The organism is Polaromonas sp. (genome assembly GCF_012927485.1).
Taxonomy (GTDB): Bacteria; Pseudomonadota; Gammaproteobacteria; order Burkholderiales; family Burkholderiaceae_C; genus Polaromonas.
Window position 1 is genome coordinate 1 of sequence record NZ_JABBPC010000021.1, and the last position, 17,264, is coordinate 17,264.

A 17,264-nucleotide genomic window follows, 5' to 3' on the forward strand; every position below is an offset into this window, starting at 1 on the left:
TTGTCGCCGCCTATTTCCATGGACTGTTGGTGCAATATCTTGGACAACGCCGACATCTGGTTGCGCAACTCGGCGGCCTGCTCAAACTCCAGTTTTTCGGCGTGGGCCAGCATTTTCATTTCAAGGTTCGTCAGAATTTCCTGCGTCTGGCCTTGCAAGAACCGCTCGGCATTGGCGGTATCTAGCGCATAGTGCTCGGGCGATACATGGCCCACACATGGCGCGGAGCAGCGCTTGATCTGGTACAGCAGACATGGTCTGGTGCGGTTGTTAAATACCGTGTCTTCACAGGTGCGAAGCTTGAATACCTTTTGCAGCAGCAGAATCGTGTCCTTCACCGCCCAGGCACTGGGATAGGGACCAAAGTAACGATGTTTTTTCTCGATCGCCCCCCGGTAGTAGGCGATGCGCGGGTAAGCCGCACCTGTAGGGGCAACGCCCTCCTCCACCTTTCGCGCCGCCGTTAGCTTGAGATAGGGGTAGCTCTTGTCGTCCCGAAACAGGATGTTGAACCTCGGGTTGAGCGTCTTGATAAGGTTGTTTTCAAGCAGTAGCGCCTCAGCCTCGGAGCGCACCACCGTAGTCTCCATGCGGACGATCTTCGTCACCATGTGGCCAATCCGCGTGCTGCCGTGGTTTTTCTGGAAATAGCTAGTAACTCGTTTTTTGAGGTTGCGCGCCTTGCCAACGTACAGCACACCGCCTTCTGCATCAAAGTAGCGGTAGACGCCCGGTAGCGCGGGAAGTGCAGCCACTTCGCGGAGCAATTGGGGATCGAATTCGTGGGGAGCGGTCATGGGGCGATCAAATCATGAAATAAAAAAACCGTGACTCAAGGGGTCTCACTATATTGTGGACAATCCTTGCATGAATCGCAGCCTGCAGTGGGACATTTTTTGCAAAGTCGTGGACAACTACGGGGACATTGGCGTCTGCTGGCGTTTGGCAGCCGACCTGGCCTCGCGCGGCGCGCAGGTGCGGCTGTGGGTAGACGATGCCTCCGCCTTGCAGTGGATGGCACCCTTCGGTTATCCAGGCGTTCGCGTGATGCGTTGGGCCGTTCCATTGGATCTTGCTGACGCGAACCTGGAACAGCAACCGTCCAATGTCATGATCGAAGCTTTTGGCTGCGAAATTGCGCCTGAATTCATAGCTGCTTGTGCTTATTCAGAAAGGGCTGGAATCCTAAAACCCGTATGGATCAACCTCGAATACCTGTCGGCGGAAAGCTATGTCGAGCGCTGCCACGCCATGCCTTCACCTACGCAAAGCGGCCCGGCCGCAGGATGGATCAAGTGGTTTTTCTATCCAGGCTTCACCGCATTGACCGGCGGTTTGCTGCGCGAGCCAGGCCTGACTCAGCGCCAGGCCAGTTTTGACCGCGTGGCATGGCTGTTGGCCCAAGGCATACCCTGGTGCGGCGAAAAGCTGATCTCACTGTTTTGCTACGAGCCGCCCGCGCTCTCCGGGTTGCTAGAGCAACTCGCGGCGCACGGACTGGAGGGCCGACCGGTGCGGCTGCTGGTGACGGCCGGACGAACTGAACACGCCGTCAAGGCTGCTATCAATCATATAAAGGGGCGACAACCTTCTCCAGACAATGGCGGGCTGCTGTCAATTTCATACCTGGCTAAGCTGACGCAGCTCGAGTTCGATTATTTACTGTGGGCCTGCGACCTTAATTTCGTGCGCGGCGAAGACTCGTTGGTGCGCGCACTTTGGGCGGGTAAACCTTTTGTCTGGCAGATTTATCCGCAGCATGACGATGCACATCTGGCCAAACTGCAGGCTTTTCTCGATGCGTTGGACGCGCCGCCCTCGCTGCGGGCCCTTTATTTGGAATGGAATAAAGGGGCGGTACCGCACAACGCCGCAAGTGGCCCGATGTCGGACGTGGCAGCCCTGCAGGACCTGCAAGCGTGGCGGTCCTGCGCGCTTGCCGCCCGCTCCCACTTACTGGAACAAGACGACCTGACGACTCGCCTGCTCCAGTTTGTTGCAAAAAACCGTTAAAATCAGGGGTTTTGCGAATCAGCCTGATTGGGGCAAACCGCATAATTGTTTACACAACCCGCCGCAGAACATCCACTCAGGTGCAAACCCGTGCCCCAGTTCAGCGGTCTACTACTTCAGTAAAACTGCTATGAAAATCGCCCAAGAAATACGCGCTGGTAACGTCATCATGAACGGTAAAGACCCGATGGTGGTGCTCAAGACCGAATACAGCCGTGGTGGGCGTAACTCGGCCACCGTGCGGATGAAGCTCAAAAGCCTGATTGCCAACTTCAACACCGAAGTGGTGTTCAAGGCTGATGACAAGATTGACCAAGTCATTCTGGACAAGAAGGACTGCACTTACTCCTACTTTGCCGACCCGATGTACATCTGCATGGACACCGAGTTCAATCAATACGAAGTAGAAGCCGAAAACATGGGCGACTCGCTGAACTACCTGCAGGACGGGATGGACCTGGAAGTCGTTTTTTATGACGGCAAGGCCATTTCTGTTGAAGTGCCCACCAGCGTTGAGCGCGAAATCACCTGGACCGAGCCGGCCGTAAAAGGCGACACCTCCGGCAAGGTTTTGAAGCCCGCCAAAATCGCCACTGGCTTTGAGATCGGCGTGCCTATTTTTGTAGCGCAAGGCGACGTCGTCGAAATCGACACCCGCACCGGCGAATACCGCAAACGCGTTTAAAAATAGACGGGGAACCCGTTTCCCAACTACCCCCAAAAAGGCTCCAACCGGAGCCTTTTTGCATTGCTGAACCGGCCAACCTGCTGAATCTTGATCGACTCGAGGAAGCTGCGATGTCGATCGTGACCCGCCAGGCAATGGAGGTTGATCGTTCACAATAGCCTCATGGAAACAACACAAGATTTATCGGGAAGCCGTCTGGCGCACGCTTGGGCTGAGCTTCAATCCCAGGCCAGCGACGCGACACCGCTGCAGGCGGACTCCCACCGTTTGGCTTTCGCCGATCCGGAATTTCTGCTGCGGCGGGAGACGCGCGGCATCCGAATGCAGCTCGAATTGCTCAAGCCAGAAGTCGATCAGCATGAGCAAGGCATTGAAAACACGATCGTGGTGTTTGGTAGTGCGCGCTTCCCGGCTCCCGAGCAGGCGAGCGAAGCACTGAAGCTGGCTGAAGAAAGCGGCGATGAGGCGGCGCTGGCCTTGGCTCATCGCAACGTGCGTAACGCCTACTATTACGATCAGGCTAGAAATTTCGCACGTCTCGTGGCGACCTACAGCAACCCGCGCCCGCCACTTGAGCAATTGTTCATCTGCACCGGAGGAGGCCCCGGCATTATGGAAGCGGCCAATCGAGGGGCCCATGAGATGGGTGCGCTTACAGTAGGACTCAACATCGTACTGCCGCACGAACAATCGTCTAACCCCTATGTGTCGTCGTCATTAAACTTCAAGTTTCACTACTTCGCTTTGCGGAAAATGCACTTCATGATGCGCGCCAAAGCGCTGGTCGCTTTCCCGGGCGGGTTTGGAACGCTCGACGAGCTGTTCGAAGTCATTACGCTGGTGCAGACTCGCAAGGCAAAACCGGTCCCGATTATTCTGTTTGGCTCCGAGTACTGGAAACGGCTCTTCGACTTCGACGTAATGATCGAAGAAGGTGTCATCTCTCCGGGCGACCTCAAGCTCTTTCAGTATGTTGATGAACCACAGGTAGCCTGGAACGCAATCAAGAAGTTTTATCAGCTGTAACGTTGGGCGACACTGCGCCATTGCTTCACAGCCCGTCGGCCAATTAAAAATGGGCGCAGAAAATGCGCCCATTTTTATGCCTGAAAGACGCGATTGGGAGTCAGCCCTCGCGCTAGGCGCTCCTTGCTATACGCGGCGTTCGATCGTAATTTTCTCGACTTCCACCCGGCGATTGGGCTCCAGGCACTTGATCAATGCGGGGAGTTTTTTATCCGTGCAAACCACAATCGGATTGGCTTTACCTCTGCCTTCTGTTTTCAGGCGATTGGAATCAATCCCTTTATTTGTCAAGTAATTCTTCACTGCAACCGCACGGCGTTCCGATAACTTCTGGTTGTACTTCTCGGATCCGATGCGATCGGTGTAGCCGGTAATGACCACGTTATTTATTTCACTATTGCTACCAAGTGCATTCGCGATTTCATCCAACTTCGGTTGCGGCATCTGCAATTCGGCGCTGTCGAATGCAAACAGCTCAGTGCTTGATAACGTATATTTTTCAAAGCGCGGAGGCGGCGGTGGAACCGGCGCTGGCGCTGGCTCTTCCGCGACGACCTGGGGAACAGGCGCTGGCGCAGTCGCCACAGGGGCCTGGACTTTCCCGCCAAACCGATAGATCAAGCCGACAGAGACAAGATCAATGTGGCCCTTGTTGCCGACGGCATCATTAATCCGATAGCGTTCCGCCTCGGCCCGCATGGCGAGAGCATCGGTAAAGGCGTACTGAAGCCCCAGGCCAAACTTGTAGTTCGTATCATTCTTGCTGGGGCTGGGATTGGTCACGAGGACGGCGCCAGTTCCGTTAAAGGAATCTTTAGCCTGGGCGTAATTCAATCCGGCCCGGCCGAACGCCGAAAACTTATCGGTGATGGGCAGAATTCCAACCAAGTCAAGATTCAAACCTTTCAGCTTGATATTGCCGCTCAATGTTCCGGCGGGCACCGTTGTCGCCGTATAACCGAACTTCCCGAGGTCGAAATAGCCCCCCTCAATTGCAAAATTCTTGTTGAGTTGGTAGCCGCCAAAAATCTTGAACCCGGTCGATCGGTCATCATTGACGATGGAATTGGCGGTGAACCCGCCCGTCGATAATCCGTTGCTGATTCTCTGGTCGTCAATAGTCGCGCTTGAGCGACCCACGTTGGCCCCACCGTACCAGAACGACTCGTCGGCCATGGCCAATGGACTGGCGATGATGGCCAGGGCCACCAATCCCAGTGACCCTGATGCTCTTGCTAATTTCATATTCATCTCCAGGAAAAAGTCAAAACGCTTGTGCGCGCTACGATATTCATTTTTTTGTCGAGAAATAAATGGGTGGCAGATAGCCATGCCACCCATTTCCAATCGGTTGTGTGTGCGACTTGTTTTGAGTACACAGCAAAAACCTTATGCCGTCCTATTGGCAAGTCGCCGGTGCGTTGACGTTACCCGGCACGGAAACAACGTTGGAATCAAATACAAAGGCACCCGCCGTAAACGCGCCTGCCAGTAATCTGCCGCACGAGGTTGCGCCGGTGTTCATCGTGACACTTGCAGAGGCCAGTATGTTGCCTTGCCACTCAGAGCTTGTTCCCAGTGTTGCGGACGTACCTGCCTGCCACCAGACGTTGGAGGCCTTGGCGCCATTGATTAACAAAATACGGGTATGCGTCCCCGGCGAGGCTGCACCTGCGGCCGAACCGACCGTACTTGCTGACTGAAAGACGAAAACCGCGTTGGGATTCCCTTGCGCATCAAGCGTGAGATCGTTCCCCACCATGATCGACGTGCCCGAGTTGTAGACGCCCGGATAGAACAAGTTTTGTCCAAACACAAGCGCGCTGCCGGTGACTGCCCCCATACCGGTGGGCGCGGCTATTGGGGTGCCCCCTCCCAACGAACCGGCGGCAGGTGGCCCGGCCGGCGGCGTGATGCTCAAAAACGCGGCCCGCAAGTCGGCTTGAACCGCATTTGCAGTGGTGGTATCCGGATAGGAAGGAGTGACCACAATTCCATTAATTGTTGGTGCGGCCCCTCCACAAAGACCAAAGCCGCCAGTGTTATCCACCGTGACCGCGTTGCAGGTCGCGTTGGGGTTCAGCACCGCATTTCCATTGATGCGCGTATTGGGCGGAGTAAGCGTGTTGGTTACCCCGGCAGTGGCCGCGATTGCAAACGGTGCGGCTGATCCAAGGTTCACCGGCGCAAGACCGGTGGTTGGGGTCGACACGGTCTTGAAGCTCCATGCATAGCTACAGCCTAGCGGAGTGCCTGGGGAGCTCGTCACCGTGCCAGAAATAACTGCCGTGTACGAAGTGTTGGCCAAGAGGGCTGACGAGGTGGTCAAGGTCGCTGCTTTTGTTGCCGCGTTATAGCTCACTGAAGCGGGCAGAACAGCCCCGCCCGTTGGCGCCAGCTGAAAGGTGGTTCCGTTAATGGTTGAAGGGTTCATCGCAAGACTAAAGGTCGCATTAACCACTTTGCCGCCGCCGGCAACACCGTTCGTACTTGTCGGAACAAACTGGTTCCCACTTGTCGGATCAGACGTCGTCACCGCCGGTATGGTCGGGCCCGCCGCTGCAGAACACACAGCGCCTGGAATGATTGCGCCAGGAGGGGGGGTCAGGGTAGAGGCAACACCGCCCACACCCAGGATCGGATCCCGCCCTCCGCCGCCGCCGCCACACCCCACCGCTAAAACACTGAGCAGCAATGCCATGGACCATGTCCGGCATCGGGAATAACGATTAATTTTTTTCATTTGCATACCTGTCGGGGTGAAGTCCTATCGCGGACGGGGAAATCGGAAATCTAATTTCTCTGCGAGGATGATCGAGGGTCACAAGCCTTTCATCTGTGCGCTATCGAACATATAGCTACGTATTTGTTACTTATTCTTTACTTATTTTTTACTAAATTGTTACTTCGTTGTTACTTCTTCCGATGCCCTGCCGTTGAGTGAACGCCGTCGTGACGGTTGGAACGGTCGCGGCGCCAATAGGTCGCCCAACCTGAACGTTGCTCGTCGACTCGTCATGATTGACGGAAACTTTTAAAAAAGCGGTGTATTCGCCTTGATCCTGCCCACGCGGAGAGGCGTCCCGAACTATTCGTTTTGAAGGGGGCTTGCGTATCGAAGACTATGAGACCAACCAGCGCTTGTTCGAGTGCCGCGACGCACTCAAACTCTAAGGACCTGCAGCTGCCCGCTGCCATCAGCCCCTACAAATAGCGGTTCAGGCCGCACTGCCCGGCGCTACGGGTCGCCAACTCGGGCCGAAAAAGTCCGGTGGGTTGTCGACCGGTGTCGAATGCAGTTCAAGTCGGTCGAGCCAGGCTAAACGCAGCAGCCCTCCATGGTCGTGCGCCATCTCACAGGGGGTCCAATGAAGCGGGGAGCCTTTGCTCTAGACCGTGACATGCAAACGGAAGTTCACCTTCTTTTTTAGTCAGAACGCGGACTGTTGATCAAGGACGTCCATGACCGGAAAGGCTGTTCTTGAGCAGCCAGGCCGTGCGTGATCCAGCTCCCACCACGGCCCCTGTGACCCAGAAGACACCGGCGATGCCTATCAGCGCGCCGGTCCAACCAAAAAGCATGGGCATGAGCACGCTGGACGCGTTGATCGCCATCAGCCGCAGTCCCAGCGCCTCACCATGCCGCGCCTCAGGTGTAATCTGGTGCAACATACTCATGATCATCGGTTGCGCTGTGCCTAACGTAAACCCAAGCAACACCGAACACACGCCCATGGTCAGCGCCGACCGCGTGAACGGATATACCGCGAATAACGAAGCGGTGATCAGCATGGCGCCCGCAAGCACCCGCCATTCGCGCAGATGCGCTGCCACGAACGGCAGCAACATGCGCACAACGGCTGCAGCCACGGCAAATGCGCCCAGGATGGAGCCGATGACCGACGCACTGATGCCTCTTTCAAAGCCCAGCACCGGTACCACAAAGGTGTGCACATCCCAGCAGGATGACAAAAACCAGTTCACCAATAGAAGGCGTCGAAACGTCGGTTCGCGCAGCAAATCCCAAGCCTTTGGCCGTGTCCCGTGAGGCACTAAAACCACGGGGGGAAGTTCGCGAGCTCGCCGGACCAGCAACCAGGTGGCAAGAGGCAACACCGCCATCAGGAAAAAGGCGGCCCGGTATCCGAACAGGCTGCCGGGTGCAGCGCCTGCATGATCAATCAACAGGCCGGCGATGAAAGGCCCTAGAAAATTCGAGACTGCCGGACCAATCGACAGCCAGCTGAAGACCTGCCTAAGCTGCAAAGCCCCCGCCGCAGCACGGCCAACATGACGTTGCAGCGAAATGACCGCTGCGCCGGTAGCACCGCCTGTCAGCAGCGCGGAAAGACACAGCACCGGAAACACCGGAAAAGCCACGGCCGCAGCCGCGCCGATCACCGCGGCCAGCACGCTGTAGCCGATCGGCCGCCTGAGCCCATGTCGGTCGGCAAAGCGGCCCGCGGGTAACGCGAGAAATACCTGGGTCAAGGCGAACAGCGCCAGCAGTACGCCCACCGCCGCCGGACTGTAGCCCTGGCGCAGCGCCAACAACGGCGCGGCCATGCGCGTACCGGCCATGCAGGCGTGCAGACAGATCTGCGCAAAGATCAGCCGGACCAGTTCGCGGTTCAACTGTCGTCAGGCTCTTTATCCATCGGAATCAGCCGGGCCGAATCAGCGTCCGGCAGCGCTTCGATGTTGCGCAACGCCTTGCCCATGACCCGGCTGCGTTGCTCGGCGCTACTCAAGGTATTGAGCACGGTTTCGGTTTGGGACTTCACCTTGGCGAGCACCTCACCAAACTTGCCAAACTCGGTTTTGACGGCACCCAGCACTTGCCACACTTCGCTGGAACGCTTTTCAAGCGCCAGCGTTCTGAAACCCATCTGCAAGGAGCTCAGCATGGCCAGCAGCGTCGTGGGGCCCGCCAACGTGATGCGGTGATCGCGCTGGAGGCTTTCCATCAACCCGGGACGGCGAAGCACTTCGGCATACAAGCCCTCCGTCGGTAAAAACAGGATGGCGAAATCGGTGGTGTAAGGCGGCTCAATGTACTTTTCAGACATCGATTTCGCCTCTAGCCGGATTCGTACCTCCAGCGCCTTGCCGGCCATTTCTGCACCCAGTACATCGGCCCGCTGTTGCGCATCCAGCAAGCGCTCGTAGTCTTCGTTTGGAAATTTTGCATCGATCGGAAGCCATAAGGGCTCGCCAGACTCAGACCGTCCGGGCAGTTTGATGGCGAAATCAACCGGATTCTTGCCACCACGGCGCGTGATCACTTGCGCCGCATATTGATCGACAGTAAACACCTGCTCCAGCAGGGCCGATAGTTGAGCCTCGCCGAAAATTCCGCGCGCTTTCACATTGGTCAGCAAATGCTTGAGATCACCCACGCCTTGTGCCAAGGTCTGCATTTCACCCAGGCCCTTGTGCACCTGCTCTAAGCGGTCGGCGACCTGCTTAAAACTCTCGCCGAGGCGTGCTTCCAAAGTGGTCTGCAGTTTTTCATCGACGGTGTTGCGCATTTCGTCAAGCTTGGCCGAATTGGTTTGCTGCAGTTGCGTCAGTTGCTTTTCGAGCGTGTCACGCACTTCCGCCATGCGCCGCGCATTGGATTCGCTGACCGATTGCAGCTGCGTCGTCAGCGTATCTGAAAGTGTTTTCTGCAGCAGGTTAAGTTGCTGCGAAAACGCATCAATCTGCGCGTTCTGCGTGCGAATGCCTTCAGCGCCTTGCTGCACCAGGGTTTGCTGAAAGGTCGCAAAAATAGTCGCTAGTTCCAGGCGGCTGCTACGCGAGTTGTCTCCGATTTCTCGCCGAAGTTCGCGTTCCACCCGATCATGGCCGGCTGCCATGCTGGCGAGTAGCTCAGTACGGCCGTCGTCCGACGTTTCAACCGGTTTGCGCACGATGAGCCAGATCAGCAACAGCAGGTTGGCGAGCAGCAAGGCCAGCAGCGGCCAGAATTGCGTAGAAGACATCAATAACATGCTATTTATTTAATTGCCAACACGGCGCTATTCAAGGGTGTCACAGGCTCTTTGCCACCAAAGAATGCCAGCAAATTGTCGGCGGCAAGATTGGCCATGGCCAGGCGTGTAGGCATCGTGGCGCTGGCGATGTGCGGGGTCAAGACCACATTGGGCACGGTCAGCAGCGCAGGGTTTACTGCGGGCTCGCCCTCGAATACATCCAGTCCGGCGGCCGCAATGCGTTTATCGCGCAGGGCTACGGCCAGGGCGGCGTCATCGACGATACCGCCACGCGCAATATTGATCAGCGTAGCCGTGGGCTTCATCAAGGCCAGCTCGGTCGCGCCAATGGTGTGGTGGGTCTCCGGCGAATAAGGCAGCACCAGTACCAGATGGTCGGCCGTTTTAAGTAGTTCCTCCTTGCCGACATAGCGGGCCTTGCATTCAGCCTCCAGACCCGCGTCAAGCCGGGAACGGTTGTGATAGATCACCTTCATCCCAAAACCGAGCGCCCCGCGTTTGGCAATGCCCTGCCCAATGCGGCCCATGCCGAGAATGCCGAGGGTGGCACCATGAATGTCAGCGCCCGCAAACATGTCATAACTCCACCGGTTCCACTTGCCAGCCCGCAAGTAGTGCTCGCTCTCGGTCAGGCGCCGGGCGGTGGCCATTAGCAAGGCAAAGCCAAAGTCCGCCGTGGTTTCGGTCAACACATCCGGCGCGTTAGTGGCCAGCACCCCTGCGGCGGTCATGGCGTCGATATCAAAATTGTTGTAGCCGACAGCCATGTTGGCGCAGATCTTGAGTTGCGGGCAGGCTGAGAGCACCTCCGCATCAATACGCTCGACGCCGGTGGTGAAGGCGCCCTCCTTGCCCTGCAGGTGCTCGATGAATTGCACCTTGGACCACATCTCATCGGTCTGGTTAGCTTCGACTTCAAACTGCTGCTCCAGACGTGCAATCACCTCCGGAAACACGGCTCGGGCAACAAGGATGTTTGGTTTGCGCATGAACGGGATTCGCTTTCTTTTTTCTTTACTTGAACCAGAGGAGGGTCATGATGACAAACAGCGGGAGTAGCACTGCGCTTGACCAGCCCATGTAGCCGAAGAAGCCCGGCATTTTGATGCCGCGATCCTCCGCCACGGCTTTCACCATCATGTTGGGCGCATTTCCGATGTAGGAGTTCGCGCCCATGAAGACTGCACCGGCAGAAATGGCTGCCAAAGTAGGCGCCAGCGTCGTCATCAACACGCGTGGATCACCCCCGGCCGTATTAAAAAACACCAGATAAGTCGGGGCGTTGTCCAGAAAAGCGCTCAGCACGCCTGTCGCCCAAAAATACATAACAGGATCCGGTTGCCCATCAGGGCGGGTCACCGCCGAAATGACTGCACTGAACGGCCCTGCGGTTCCCGCCTTGAGCATGGCGATAACCGGGATGATGGTCAAAAAGATGCCGGCAAATAGCTTGGCCACTTCTTGCATCGGACCCCATGAAAACTGATTGTCTTCATGTACCTTTGCCGCGGTTGTTTTAAGGGAAATAAAGGTTACAAGAAGCAGCCCCACATCGCGCACCGCGTCGGGCAACCGCACCTCCGTACCCATCACATTTAGCGCCAGCGCAGACTTCCAGAAGCCACTCAGCAGGACCAGCGCCACGACCGCGCCAAGCAGCCAGAAGTTGCGCCTTCCATCAAAGCCGATGCGAGCCGCGTCTGGCAGGGTATCAATCGATAGTGCGCCCTGGCGACTGAAGTACCACCGATCGAGCAGGTAAAAAATACCCAGCAAACTGCCCACCAAAAATAGGGTCTCGGGAAAAATATTGCCAGCGGTCCAGAAAAAATCCACCCCTTTCAGAAAACCGAGAAACAATGGCGGATCGCCTAGCGGCGTCAGCGAGCCGCCCGCATTGGAGACAAGGAAAATGAAGAACACCACCACATGCGCGTTATCAGTTCGATTGGCGTTGGCGGTGATCAGCGGACGGATCATCAGCATCGACGCCCCGGTCGTCCCCATGAAACTGGCGAGCACGGTCCCGATGGCAAGCAGGAGGGTGTTCAGTAGCGGGCTTCCGCGCAGGGTCCCGCGAATAAAAATGCCCCCGGCCACGGTGTACAGCGCCGTCAGCAAAACAATGAACGGCACGTATTCCGCCAGCAGTGCATGAATCAAACTGCGGCCTGCCATGGCAGGGCCGAACACCGCCGTAAACGGCAGGAAAAATGCCAAGGTCCAGGCGGCTGCGATCTTGCCGAAATGGTGATGCCATAACACCGGAGCGAGCAGCGGTACCAGTGCAATTGACAACAAAAGGCCTGCAAATGGAAGCGCCCACAACGCCGTTAACCGGCTGCCCTCCAAGTCGGCAGCCAGGGCCAGACCGGGCCAGAAGCACAGCAGAGTGGTGACGCCAAGCCAGCGCAAAACGCTCATCTGGATTTCCAGGCAGTGACGGGCTGCCGGTGACTGATCGCAGGCATCAGGTGACCTCAAAAACCTGGCGCAAATAAGCCAGATATTTTTCGTCATCGCCCATATTTTTTGAGGGCGTATCGGACAGCTTGGCGACCGGCTGGCCATTGCAGCGCACCATCTTGATCACAATCTGCAGCGGCTCGTAGCCCAGGTCGTTGGTGAGATTGGTGCCAATGCCAAACGCCAACTGACAACGGCCCTGAAATTGCCGGTAAAGCTCGATGGTTCTCGGAATCGTCAGCGCATCGCTGAAAATAAGCGTCTTGGTTTTGGGATCAACGCGGTTTTTAACGTAGTGCCCCAACATGCGCTCACCCCATTCAAAGGGATCTCCGCTGTCGTGCCGGGTACCGTCAAACAGCTTGCAAAAGTAGAGGTCGAAATCACGTAAAAAGGCGCTCATGCCGTACACATCCGACAACGCCAGGCCCAGATCGCCGCGGTACTCTTTGGCCCAGGACTCGAATCCGAACACCTGGCTGTCGCGCAAACGTGGGCCGAGCGCCTGACAGGCTTGAAGGTATTCGTGCGCCATGGTGCCCAAGGGCGTCAAGCCCAACTCCATCGCCAACAGCACGTTACTGGTACCGGCGAGCTGCCCGGAGAGGTTGGCGTCTTTTGCCTGCCCAGTTCCGGCGCCGCCCCTGCCCAGGCGCGTCACGAGCGTACGCAGCACTTCTTCGTGCCAGGCCCGGCCAAAGCGCCGGCGCGTGCCGTAATCAGCAATTTTGAGTTCCGCGAGGCCTGCGGCCTGCAGCTGCTGAATTTTGCTGTCCAGACGTTTGCGACCTTCAGCCACATCGGGGCGCTGTTGCGTATTTCGGAAGTACACCTCGTTGATGATGGCCAACACCGGAATTTCAAACAGGATGGTGTGCAACCACGGCCCCTTGATGGAAACTTCTATTTCTCCCGAAGGCAAGGCCGTCACGCTCACATATTTTTGGTTGAGCCTGAAAATGCCTAAAAAATCCACGAAGTCGCTTTTGATAAAACGCATCGCCTTGAGGTAGGCCAGTTCGTCATCCTCAAAATGCAAATGACACAGGCCGCAGATTTCTTCCCGAATCTCATTCACGTAGGGCGCCAGGTCGCCAATCCCCGGAGCGCCGGCGTTACGGCACTTGAATCTGTATTCCACCTCGGCACCGGGAAACTGATGCAACACCACCTGCATCATGGTGAATTTGTACAGATCGGTATCGAGCAGGCTGGTGATGATCATGAAGAACGCGTGAGCCCCGTGGTGCGGTGATAACTTGTCAGGTGATGGGAGTCGCCATGGCCAGTACCGTTACTGGTATTGGATCCGGATCCGGCTTCGGCTCAGGTGCCGAGGAAATCAACTTCGAATAACAAAGTGGCGTGAGGAGGAATCGCACCGCCGGCCCCGCGTGCGCCATAGCCCAGTGCCGCAGGAATGATCAGGCGGCGTGTGCCACCCACCGACATGCCTTGCACGCCTTCGTCCCAACCCCGAATGACCTCGCCCGCACCCAAGGAAAACTGGAATGGCTGGCCGCGGTCTTTACTGGAGTCGAATTTGGCACCCTGCACGCCTTCGTTGAAGAGCCAGCCGGTGTAATGCACCTTGACGTATTGCCCCGCCTTGGCAATCGCCCCCGTTCCAAGCACGGTGTCTTCATATTGCAATCCTGAGGGAGTGGTGGTGGTCATGACAATGTCTTTCTACAAATAGGTTTAAAAAAATAAGATAGCAAAAGAGCGTCAAAGTCAGTCAACGCATTTTTTCAGGAGTCTCTGACTTTACCCGCAACCAGCGTTAACGACCGGTCTGCATGGGATGCAAACAAGCGGTTTTGCTCTGCCACCAGCAGGGCTAAGCCGTCGCACTTGAGCGCCAGCAAGGTATCCCGAATGGATTCCACCAGCACCGGCGCCAGGCCTTCGCACGGCTCATCCAGCAACAAAATTCGGGGGCTCGTCATCAGTGTGCGGGCGATGGCCAACATCTGTTGCTCACCACCGCTCAAGTGCGCGGCGGGCCGCTTGAGCTTGGTCTTGAGCACAGGAAATAAATCGAGTACCCGCGTTTCCATGGCCTTGGCTGCCGCAGCACGGCTGGCCGCGACGTGCAGGTTCTCGCTCACTGTGAGGCCGACAAACAACCGGCGGTCTTCCGCCACGTATCCCAGGCCGGCGCGCGCGCGCCGGTGCGACTCCCAGCGTTGAATGTCCAGCAGACTGGCTTGCGCAGGGCTCGCCTGAAAAAGAATATGGCCTTCGGTTCGCACTTCCAGACCCATTAAGGCCTTGAGCAGCGTGGACTTGCCAGCGCCGTTGAGACCTTGGAGCACAACGAGCTCGCCGCCCCGAACCTGCAGAGAAACATCAAAAAGCGCCTGCGCCGAGCCATAAAAAGCGTTGAGCTTTTCCACCTCAAGCATGACCAACGCCTTCCACCAGACCCGCGCCCAAATAAAGACTGCGTACCGTGCTGTCACGGGAGACTTCCTCAAATGAACCTTCAGCAGCCAGTCGGCCCTGTATCAGCACCAGCACGCGGTCCGCGACGCCTGCCACGGCGTCCATATTGTGTTCGGTGTAGAGCACCGCAATGCCCTGCCCCGTGAGTTTTTTCACCAGTTGCATCAGGCTCCTGCGCTCTTGCTCGGCCAATCCGGCGGCGGGCTCATCCAGCAACAAAAGCTGCGGATTTGCAGCCAGTGCGAGCGCCAGCTCCAGCCGCTTCTTGGCGCCGTAGGGCAGGCTCAGCGCATCCTGATGTGCCAGCGCCAGCAGCCCGGTTTGCTCAAGCAGCGCACGAGCCGGCTCGCGGGATTGGCTGTCCAGATTTTTAAAACCAGAGATAAAGGAAAAAGGGGCGTGGAGCGCAAGCCGGGCCTGCGTAGCCAGCTGCACATTTTGTAGCACCGTCAGCGCCTCGAAGACTTGCGCCACTTGAAACGTGCGCGCCGCGCCGTGCTGCAAACGGGCCCTGGGCGATAGCTTGTCCAACACCTGACCGTTCCACACGATATGACCACTGGTGGCAGGATATTGCCCCGCAATACAAGCAAAACAGGTGGACTTGCCTGCGCCGTTGGGTCCGATCAGCGCCACGCATTCCCCTGCCAGAATCTCAAAGCTCACGCCATTCACCGCCTGGATACCGCCAAAGTGCTTAACCAGCTGCTGAACCTGCAGCATCAGCCAGCCCCCTGCGCGGCACCATCGGCCCGCAGACGGCGTTTACCAACGCCAGAAAGCAAACCCAGCAGATTCAGCAACCCCGATGGCGCAGCCACCATGATGAGCATGATGAAGACCCCGAGAAGCCCCCGCCAATACGTCACCTCGCGGCCCAATTCAGCGCCGGAATAACTCAGCAACAAGCTGCCAACCACGGCACCCCACAGCTGATGGACCCCGCCCAGCAACACCACCAGCAAGGCATCCACTGAAGTGGATACCGCCGCCATCGAAGGAAATACAGCGCCTTTGTGCGCCGCAAAAAGGCCCCCGGCAAGTCCCGCGAGCACCGCGCTCTCAACAAAGATGCGGTATTTGAGCCAGCCCACAGACAACCCAGAAGCAGCCGCACGCAACGGCGCATCGCGTCCCGCTTGCAGTGCCCCGCCCAGGACCGACCGACCTAAATACCGAAGCGCCAATACCGAAAGCAACGCCAACGCCACCAACCACGCGTAAAAGAACGGGCGACCTTCATCGTTGACCAACGTGAGCCCAATGATTCCATTGTCCCCGCCGGTAACGCTGACCCACTGAGTGGCAGCCGCCCAAATGACCTGCGCCAGCGCCAGCGAGAGCATGGCCAGATAAACACCCGCGCTGCGCACGACGGCAGCGCCAAACACCGCGGCAACCAGCAGCGCTGCGGCGCAACCAGCCGCCAGTGCCGCCGGCAGCGTGGCGCCCCACAGGCTGTGCGATAAAGCCGCGCCGTAAGCGCCGAGTGCAAAAAATGCGGCATGCCCAAAACTAACCAGACCGCCCAGCGCCATCATGGCCTGCAGGCTGATGCCAAAGATCATCAAAATCAGCGCATCTGCAGCCAGCGTTTGCCAATAGGGTCCGCCGACCCACGCCACGCAGGCCAACAGCACGAACACGACGGCACTCGCCGACAACCAGGAACGCCCCATGCGAAGGCCATGAAACTTCTGCGCTACCTGGCGAGCCCCGCCGCCCGCTTCAGCCGAGGCGAACGAGAGACCCCGGAGACCCTGCGGTCGTACAACCAGCACCACCGCCATGGTCAAAAACACAATCACCAACGTAGCTTGCGGAAACACGGCGATGCCGAAGGCGTGGACCAGGCCAATCAGCACGGCTGCAAAAAATGCCCCGCCAATGCTGCCCAAGCCGCCCGTGACGACGACCACGAAAGTCTCCACGATGACGTTGCTGTCCATTTGCAGATTCGCCGGTTCCCGCGGCAACTGCAGGGCACCGCCCAGTCCCGCCAGCGCGCAGCCTAAAACCACGGCACCCAGCATCAACGGCTTTGGGTTGACGCCAAGCGCCGCCAGCATCGAGCGATCTTGCGTGGCGGCGCGCAGGCGCTGGCCAAACAGCGTACGGGTAAGCACCAGGTGCAGGGCAAGCCAGATCATGGGCGCGAGCACGATCATCACCAGTTGGTACATCGGGAAAAATTCCTCCCCGATCTGCACCGCGCCCTGGAGGCCGGGAAAACGCGGTGCAAACACTTCGCCGGGTCCGAAACCCCATTGCATTGCGTCATGCATTGCCAGCGAGAGGCCGAACGTGGCCACCAGCTGGTACAACTCGGGCGCCAAGGCCACACGTCTCAACAACACGAAATCGGCCAGCGCACCTGCCAGACCAGCGCAGGCAGCACCCAAAAATATAGCCATCAGGTAAAGCGGCGCACTTTCACCCCAGGCGGGGAACCAGTTGGTAACCCAGTGGGCAGTCAACAGCGCCCCCAACATAAAAAAGCTGCCGTGCGCAAAATTGACAATGCGGGTCACACCGAATATCAACGTCAGTCCTGCAGCCATCAGGAATAGCGTCGTGGCGTAAGACAGTCCTCCCAGCAACTGGACCACGGAAAACGTCACGCG

16 protein-coding genes are annotated in these 17,264 nt (G+C 57.7%); 3 read left to right on the forward strand and 13 right to left on the reverse strand.

What is annotated here, in order from left to right:
* Positions 1 to 797, reverse strand: a 797-nt coding sequence (locus HHJ16_RS08735) for an excinuclease ABC subunit UvrC (protein ID WP_293642217.1), incomplete at its 3' end; no start/stop codon positions are given.
* A gap of 70 nt (positions 798 to 867) precedes the next feature.
* Between HHJ16_RS08735 and earP the strand changes: the two genes are divergently transcribed.
* The 3 genes from earP (at position 868) to HHJ16_RS08750 (ending at position 3,727) form a co-directional block, all read left to right on the forward strand.
* Positions 868 to 2,013, forward strand: a complete 1,146-nt coding sequence (gene earP / locus HHJ16_RS08740) for an elongation factor P maturation arginine rhamnosyltransferase EarP (RefSeq protein ID WP_293642218.1) — start codon at positions 868 to 870, stop codon at positions 2,011 to 2,013.
* Between the two features lie 130 nt (positions 2,014 to 2,143).
* Positions 2,144 to 2,698: an elongation factor P gene (gene efp / locus HHJ16_RS08745; RefSeq protein WP_293642219.1), complete on the forward strand. Its 555-nt coding sequence runs from the start codon at positions 2,144 to 2,146 to the stop codon at positions 2,696 to 2,698.
* 165 nt (positions 2,699 to 2,863) lie between these two features.
* Positions 2,864 to 3,727, forward strand: a complete 864-nt coding sequence (locus HHJ16_RS08750; RefSeq protein WP_293642220.1) for a TIGR00730 family Rossman fold protein — start codon at positions 2,864 to 2,866, stop codon at positions 3,725 to 3,727.
* A 126-nt stretch (positions 3,728 to 3,853) separates the two neighbouring features.
* Here the strand turns inward: HHJ16_RS08750 and HHJ16_RS08755 are convergent, their stop codons facing one another.
* The 12 genes from HHJ16_RS08755 to HHJ16_RS08810 all read right to left on the reverse strand — a co-directional run bounded on the left by HHJ16_RS08755 (position 3,854) and on the right by HHJ16_RS08810 (position 17,261).
* The gene (locus tag HHJ16_RS08755) at positions 3,854 to 5,059 is read right to left on the reverse strand and encodes an OmpA family protein (protein ID WP_293642221.1); all 1,206 of its coding nucleotides are present in this window, start codon (positions 5,057 to 5,059) and stop codon (positions 3,854 to 3,856) included.
* A 67-nt stretch (positions 5,060 to 5,126) separates the two neighbouring features.
* Positions 5,127 to 6,470, reverse strand: coding sequence for an ice-binding family protein (locus HHJ16_RS08760; protein WP_293642222.1), 1,344 nt, complete (start codon positions 6,468 to 6,470; stop codon positions 5,127 to 5,129).
* A 475-nt stretch (positions 6,471 to 6,945) separates the two neighbouring features.
* Positions 6,946 to 7,080 (reverse strand): hypothetical protein, encoded by a 135-nt coding sequence (locus tag HHJ16_RS08765; RefSeq protein WP_293642223.1) that lies wholly within the window; start codon positions 7,078 to 7,080, stop codon positions 6,946 to 6,948.
* 97 nt (positions 7,081 to 7,177) lie between these two features.
* Positions 7,178 to 8,362 (reverse strand): MFS transporter, encoded by a 1,185-nt coding sequence (locus tag HHJ16_RS08770; RefSeq protein WP_293642224.1) that lies wholly within the window; start codon positions 8,360 to 8,362, stop codon positions 7,178 to 7,180.
* Positions 8,359 to 9,714, reverse strand: coding sequence for a DNA recombination protein RmuC (rmuC, locus tag HHJ16_RS08775; RefSeq protein WP_293642225.1), 1,356 nt, complete (start codon positions 9,712 to 9,714; stop codon positions 8,359 to 8,361). Before rmuC ends, HHJ16_RS08770 begins: the two co-directional genes overlap by 4 nt.
* 14 nt (positions 9,715 to 9,728) lie before the next feature.
* Positions 9,729 to 10,715 carry a D-glycerate dehydrogenase gene (locus tag HHJ16_RS08780; protein WP_293642226.1) on the reverse strand — a complete coding sequence of 329 codons (987 nt, stop codon included), beginning with the start codon at positions 10,713 to 10,715 and terminating at the stop codon, positions 9,729 to 9,731.
* Positions 10,716 to 10,740: 25 nt separating this feature from the next.
* Complete coding sequence (locus HHJ16_RS08785; protein WP_293642227.1) at positions 10,741 to 12,150, reverse strand: sodium:proton antiporter; 1,410 nt, start codon at positions 12,148 to 12,150, stop codon at positions 10,741 to 10,743.
* 46 nt (positions 12,151 to 12,196) lie between these two features.
* Entirely contained in the window at positions 12,197 to 13,417 is a 1,221-nt protein-coding gene (gene pncB / locus HHJ16_RS08790; RefSeq protein ID WP_293642228.1) for a nicotinate phosphoribosyltransferase, read from the reverse strand.
* A gap of 101 nt (positions 13,418 to 13,518) precedes the next feature.
* Positions 13,519 to 13,869, reverse strand: a complete 351-nt coding sequence (locus tag HHJ16_RS08795; RefSeq protein WP_293642229.1) for an FKBP-type peptidyl-prolyl cis-trans isomerase — start codon at positions 13,867 to 13,869, stop codon at positions 13,519 to 13,521.
* Between the two features lie 74 nt (positions 13,870 to 13,943).
* Positions 13,944 to 14,600, reverse strand: a complete 657-nt coding sequence (locus HHJ16_RS08800; protein WP_293642230.1) for an ATP-binding cassette domain-containing protein — start codon at positions 14,598 to 14,600, stop codon at positions 13,944 to 13,946.
* Positions 14,593 to 15,363 carry an ATP-binding cassette domain-containing protein gene (locus HHJ16_RS08805; RefSeq protein WP_293642231.1) on the reverse strand — a complete coding sequence of 257 codons (771 nt, stop codon included), beginning with the start codon at positions 15,361 to 15,363 and terminating at the stop codon, positions 14,593 to 14,595. Before HHJ16_RS08805 ends, HHJ16_RS08800 begins: the two co-directional genes overlap by 8 nt.
* On the reverse strand, positions 15,363 to 17,261 hold the full coding sequence (locus HHJ16_RS08810; RefSeq protein ID WP_293642232.1) for an ABC transporter permease: 1,899 nt from the start codon (positions 17,259 to 17,261) through the stop codon (positions 15,363 to 15,365). The genes HHJ16_RS08805 and HHJ16_RS08810 overlap by 1 nt, the downstream gene beginning before the upstream one ends.
* Between the last annotated feature and the right edge of the window lie 3 nt (positions 17,262 to 17,264).

Excerpts from the sequence above, each read along its gene's own strand:
- earP (WP_293642218.1), top strand. The coding sequence starts at position 868 with ATGAATCGCAGCCTGCAGTGGGACATTTTTTGCAAAGTCGTGGACAAC.
- efp (WP_293642219.1), top strand. The coding sequence starts at position 2,144 with ATGAAAATCGCCCAAGAAATACGCGCTGGTAACGTCATCATGAACGGT.
- HHJ16_RS08750 (WP_293642220.1), top strand. The coding sequence starts at position 2,864 with ATGGAAACAACACAAGATTTATCGGGAAGCCGTCTGGCGCACGCTTGG.
- HHJ16_RS08755 (WP_293642221.1), bottom strand. The coding sequence starts at position 5,059 with ATGGCTATCTGCCACCCATTTATTTCTCGACAAAAAAATGAATATCGT.
- HHJ16_RS08760 (WP_293642222.1), bottom strand. The coding sequence starts at position 6,470 with ATGAAAAAAATTAATCGTTATTCCCGATGCCGGACATGGTCCATGGCA.
- HHJ16_RS08765 (WP_293642223.1), bottom strand. The coding sequence starts at position 7,080 with ATGGCGCACGACCATGGAGGGCTGCTGCGTTTAGCCTGGCTCGACCGA.
- rmuC (WP_293642225.1), bottom strand. The coding sequence starts at position 9,714 with ATGTCTTCTACGCAATTCTGGCCGCTGCTGGCCTTGCTGCTCGCCAAC.
- HHJ16_RS08780 (WP_293642226.1), bottom strand. The coding sequence starts at position 10,715 with ATGCGCAAACCAAACATCCTTGTTGCCCGAGCCGTGTTTCCGGAGGTG.
- HHJ16_RS08785 (WP_293642227.1), bottom strand. The coding sequence starts at position 12,150 with ATGAGCGTTTTGCGCTGGCTTGGCGTCACCACTCTGCTGTGCTTCTGG.
- pncB (WP_293642228.1), bottom strand. The coding sequence starts at position 13,417 with ATGATCATCACCAGCCTGCTCGATACCGATCTGTACAAATTCACCATG.
- HHJ16_RS08795 (WP_293642229.1), bottom strand. The coding sequence starts at position 13,869 with ATGACCACCACCACTCCCTCAGGATTGCAATATGAAGACACCGTGCTT.
- HHJ16_RS08800 (WP_293642230.1), bottom strand. The coding sequence starts at position 14,600 with ATGCTTGAGGTGGAAAAGCTCAACGCTTTTTATGGCTCGGCGCAGGCG.
- HHJ16_RS08805 (WP_293642231.1), bottom strand. The coding sequence starts at position 15,363 with ATGCTGCAGGTTCAGCAGCTGGTTAAGCACTTTGGCGGTATCCAGGCG.